This window comes from Flavobacterium araucananum (genome assembly GCF_002222055.1).
Taxonomy (GTDB): Bacteria; Bacteroidota; Bacteroidia; order Flavobacteriales; family Flavobacteriaceae; genus Flavobacterium; species Flavobacterium araucananum.
This window is the reverse complement of the sequence record NZ_MUGS01000100.1, coordinates 1-4,576: the sequence shown is the minus strand read 5'-3', so window position 1 is coordinate 4,576 and position 4,576 is coordinate 1. Positions and strand designations below refer to the sequence as shown.

The window sequence follows — 4,576 nt, the reverse complement described above, 5'->3', positions numbered from 1 at the left end:
CGCCTATAGAAATATGTATAAACATTGAAGGTATTAGAAATTTAAAATTAAAATTTTCAACATAACCGGGGCATCAACTTTAATTAAAGAAAAAAATATAAAAGCATAACAATTAATTCATGGTTTGATTTGTTTGTATGGGGGGAAGCCTAACGTCTGATTAACGTTAGGCTTCATTTTTTATTTAACTTATGTTTAATAAAAATAAAGGAGGCAAAATATTTAAGCAAAACAGATTTTGACTAATTTTATAAAAAATTAAAAAATGAAAAAAATAGTATTTATAGCTTGTAGCGTTGTATTTTTATTAAGCACGCAACTTCAGGCTCAAACGAGCAAAAACAAATTGTCTAAAACAGATAAAGTCATGGCAAAAGAAAACATCTACCAATTTAAAGTTCAGGATTTATCCGGAGATACATTTGATTTCGCCTCTTTAAAAGGCAAAAAAGTAATGATTGTAAATACGGCTTCAAAATGCGGATTAACACCTCAGTACAAAGATCTTGAAGCGATTTACAAAGAATATAAAGACAAAGGCTTTGTTATTGTAGGTTTCCCAGCAAATAATTTTGCCTCTCAGGAGCCGGGAACAAACAAAGAAATCGAAACATTCTGTCAACAAAATTACGGGGTAACTTTTCCTATGATGGACAAAGTTTCTGTAAAAGGGGATGATATGTGCGACGTTTATAAATTTTTGACACAAAAAGCTAAAAATGGTTTGCAGGATTCTGACGTAGAATGGAATTTCCAGAAATACCTTATCAACGAAAAAGGCGAATTGGTTAAAGTAATTAAACCAAGAACGTTGCCAACAGATCCTGAAGTTATCAATTGGATAAAAAGTTAAGCAATAACTATCTCAACCAAAAAATCCACAAATTTGAATGTAATTTCAAGTTTGTGGATTTTTTTTATTAGAACGTCACGTAATTCTTTATTCTTTGCAGGAAAACTTTTGAGTTAAACTAATATCAATTGCATAAAAACTAAATCGAGCCAGTGATCAAACTTATAACCCACTTCGCGAATCGTTCCGGTTGCTACAAACCCAAATCTTTCATGAAAAGCAATACTTCCCGCATTATCTGCATCAATAGCACCAATCATAACATGATAGCCTTGTTCTTTTGCCAAACGAATTAATTCAAGTAATAGTTTAGAACCAATTCCTTTTCCTATTACAGTATCAACTACATAAACAGAATGTTCGATAGTATACTGATACCCAATTTTTTCTCTAAATTGACCATAACTTCCAAAACCTACAACTTCGCCGTCCAGTTCTGCTACAACAATTGGCAACCCTTTGTTGGTTTTATCTTCAAACCATTTAGTCTGGATATCGATAGTTTGAATATCATAATTATAATTTGCGGTTGTATGTAAAATAGAATGGTTTACAATTTCCAGAATTTTTTCTAAATCCTTTGTTGTGGCTGGTCTTAGTATTGGGTTCATGGTGTTTATTAATCGTTATTTTAATTTTATTTCTTATTGAGTTCAGCTAATAAATCATCTACATCTTTTGTGCTCCAGGTCATTGCCGTACAAATAACCCTTGCGTCTTTTGCGTATTTTAAAGCAGATTTTTTATCCTTTATTTTGTTGTAAAGTCGTGCGACAAGGAGATTCCCATCATAAGAATCATTTAGTTCTAAGGAATGTTTTACCCATGTAATTGCTTTTTTTAAACTCTCTGTGTCTGAGATATTCTTTAAATAGGTTTGACCAATATCTTTTAGGAAACTGGCATCTGTCCAGACGAACTTTTCTGTATCTTCAAGGGTTACTTTTTTATAAAACTGCCATTTTTCTGTTCTTTCTGCTAAAGTCAAGTCAAATTTAAAAACAATAGAATCTGTTTTTTGCAATCGTATAGATTTTGCAATTTCCCTTTGTTTATAGTAGTTTATCGTGTCTAAATTATCAACATAAGGACGAAGCAATTCCGTCACAATATTTTCGATTTTGCGATCAATACGACTTTGAGAAGCCACAGCGGCAAAATCTTTCTGATGGTTTAAAACATATTGAAATTCTCTCGAATTAATATCCGTTACACCATTTGCGATAACACGCCAGTTTGTTTCGCTAACCAATTGTGCATCAGATTGTGTGTTAAGATAAATATGAGTCGGGATCGATAAATCTGTTCTGTCTTTTCCTTTTTTTAAGGTATTCAAATAAGCAAAAAACTTAGTCGAATTACCGGGGTCAGCAAGAAATTCTTTTTCTAAATAGGGTAATTGCATTTTAGGATTTAAAGCATAATTAACTTCGGTCATGAAATCCGCTTTTTTTAGTTCGCCTTTTAAACCGTACAAAAGTGTTTCAGTACCGGGATCTATAAACAAAAAGGTAGGCAATGATTTTGTGTTGAATTTATCTCTAAGAGCGATACCTTCTTCTTTTTCGATGTTTTTCCAGGCACAAACGTAGTTTTTCTTTAAAAAATCCATCACCGCAGGATCGCTAAATACCTCTTTTTTCATTTGATTACAATGTGGACACCAATCAGCATAAAGCATCACAAAAAGAGGTTTTCTTTGTGTTTTTGCATTTTCCAGAGCTGTTTTGTAAGGCACATCATCAGGAACAAATTGATTTTGAGAATGTACAGTTTGTAGCGAAAGCCAAAGAAAGAATAGATAGAAGAAACGCATAAAGAGTTTATTTTTATTAAAAAATCTGTTTTACAAATATATTCCCTTTTTCGATAAACAGCCCTTAATATCTTCCTATTTATAAGTTAAATCCAGTACGAAGTTTGTAACTTTGTGTAATAAAAAAAAGAAATCTTCGACTTTTAGATTCTCTTTAAAAAATAATACGCCATAATAATGATTTACCCCAAAATAGCGCTTGCTCAAAGCATTATCGAAATTTGTTTAGCAAAAGGAATCACCAATATTATAATTTCTCCCGGATCAAGAAACGCACCTTTAACGATTGGATTTGCACAGAATCCTAATTTTAAATGTTATAGCATTGCAGACGAACGCTGCGCTGCCTTTTTTGCATTAGGAATCGCACAGCAAACCAAATCACCTACAGCAATTGTTTGTACATCAGGATCTGCATTATTAAACTATTATCCGGCAGTTGCCGAAGCATTTTACAGTCAGATTCCGTTAATAGTAATCTCGGCAGATCGCCCGCAAAGCAAGATCGATATTGGCGACGGACAAACAATTCGTCAGGAAAATGTTTTTCAGAACCACTCCGTTTTCAATGCCAATTTAAACGAAGAAGCTTCGGTAGAAAATGATTTAAAAATCAATAAAGCAATCGAGACTGCTATTCTTCAAAAAGGTCCTGTTCATATTAATGCACCTTTCGAAGAACCTTTGTACGAAACGGTCGATACACTTTCGGTACAATCAAAAATCACCCATTCTGAAGAGATTATCGGAACAAAAATTATCGAAAATATAGATGATGTTATTTCTGTCTATAATGCTGCCGAGAGCAAACTGATACTCGTTGGCGTAAATGAAGCCAATAGTATTGATCCCGAAATAGTCGCTAATTTTGCTCATGATCCGTCTGTAGTCGTATTGACAGAAACTACTTCAAACCTGCACGATCCCAGTTTTATCAATAGTATAGATACTTTAATCACACCTTTTGATGATGCTGATTTTAAGGCTTTTCAGCCGGAAATCTTAATTACTTTTGGCGGAATGATCGTTTCTAAACGTATCAAAGCATTTTTACGAAAATACAAACCAAAAGAACACTGGCATATTGATACTTTGCGTGCTTATGATACTTTTAGTGCGCTAACAAAGCATTTTGTAATGCAACCCAACGATTTTTTTAAAGCATTATTTGCTAAAAGTGTGGTTACAGAAAGTGACTATTTTGCAAAAATTGATAAAATATATGCGCTACGAAAAAACAAAAGACAGGAATATGTAGATAAAATCCCGTTTTCTGATTTTAAAGTTTTCGAAAAAGTAATTGAATCTCTGCCTGCAAAAAGTCAGTTGCAAATTAGCAACAGTTCCGCAATTCGATATGCACAATTAATAGATATTGATCCTACTATAGAAGTTTTTTGTAACAGAGGAACAAGTGGTATCGACGGAAGTACCTCTACAGCAATTGGTGCCGCGGTAGGAAACGAAAAACAAACCGTTTTTATCACCGGCGATATTGGTTTTTTGTATGATAGTAATGCTTTATGGAATTCGTATATTCCTAAAAACTTCAAAATTGTTTTAATTAATAATGGAGGAGGAGGGATCTTCAGGATTTTACCCGGACATGAAGAAAAACCTGTTTTTAATACCTATTTTGAAACCTCTCACCACTTAACGGCAGAACATCTCGCAAAGATGTATGGTATGGATTATTATACAGCAAATGATGGGATATCTTTAGAAAAAAATCTAAAATCATTTTATGATAAAAATGATTCGCCGGCTATTTTAGAAATTTTTACACCTACTTTGGAAAATGATGTCATTTTGAAACAGTACTTTAAAGAGTTAGTTTAATATTGTGCGTAAAATAAGTTAAAAAATTATTTTAATGTAAGATAAAACTTTAATTTTGGTTTTTATAA

Annotated in this window: 4 protein-coding genes; 2 read left to right on the top strand and 2 right to left on the bottom strand. The window is 32.7% G+C overall.

What is annotated here, in order from left to right; all coding sequences use genetic code 11:
- The first annotated feature begins 265 nt into the window (after window positions 1-265).
- Complete coding sequence (locus tag B0A64_RS24245) at window positions 266-853, top strand: glutathione peroxidase (protein ID WP_089482020.1); 588 nt, start codon at window positions 266-268, stop codon at window positions 851-853.
- 113 nt (window positions 854-966) lie between these two features.
- Here the strand turns inward: B0A64_RS24245 and B0A64_RS24240 are convergent, their stop codons facing one another.
- Both B0A64_RS24240 and B0A64_RS24235 read right to left on the bottom strand, forming a co-directional pair.
- On the bottom strand, window positions 967-1,464 hold the full coding sequence (locus B0A64_RS24240) for a GNAT family N-acetyltransferase (protein ID WP_089482019.1): 498 nt from the start codon (window positions 1,462-1,464) through the stop codon (window positions 967-969).
- A 26-nt stretch (window positions 1,465-1,490) separates the two neighbouring features.
- Window positions 1,491-2,669, bottom strand: a complete 1,179-nt coding sequence (locus tag B0A64_RS24235) for a thioredoxin family protein (protein ID WP_089482018.1) — start codon at window positions 2,667-2,669, stop codon at window positions 1,491-1,493.
- A 177-nt stretch (window positions 2,670-2,846) separates the two neighbouring features.
- Between B0A64_RS24235 and menD the strand changes: the two genes are divergently transcribed.
- On the top strand, window positions 2,847-4,508 hold the full coding sequence (gene menD, locus B0A64_RS24230) for a 2-succinyl-5-enolpyruvyl-6-hydroxy-3-cyclohexene-1-carboxylic-acid synthase (RefSeq protein ID WP_089482017.1): 1,662 nt from the start codon (window positions 2,847-2,849) through the stop codon (window positions 4,506-4,508).
- Window positions 4,509-4,576 lie beyond the last annotated feature (68 nt).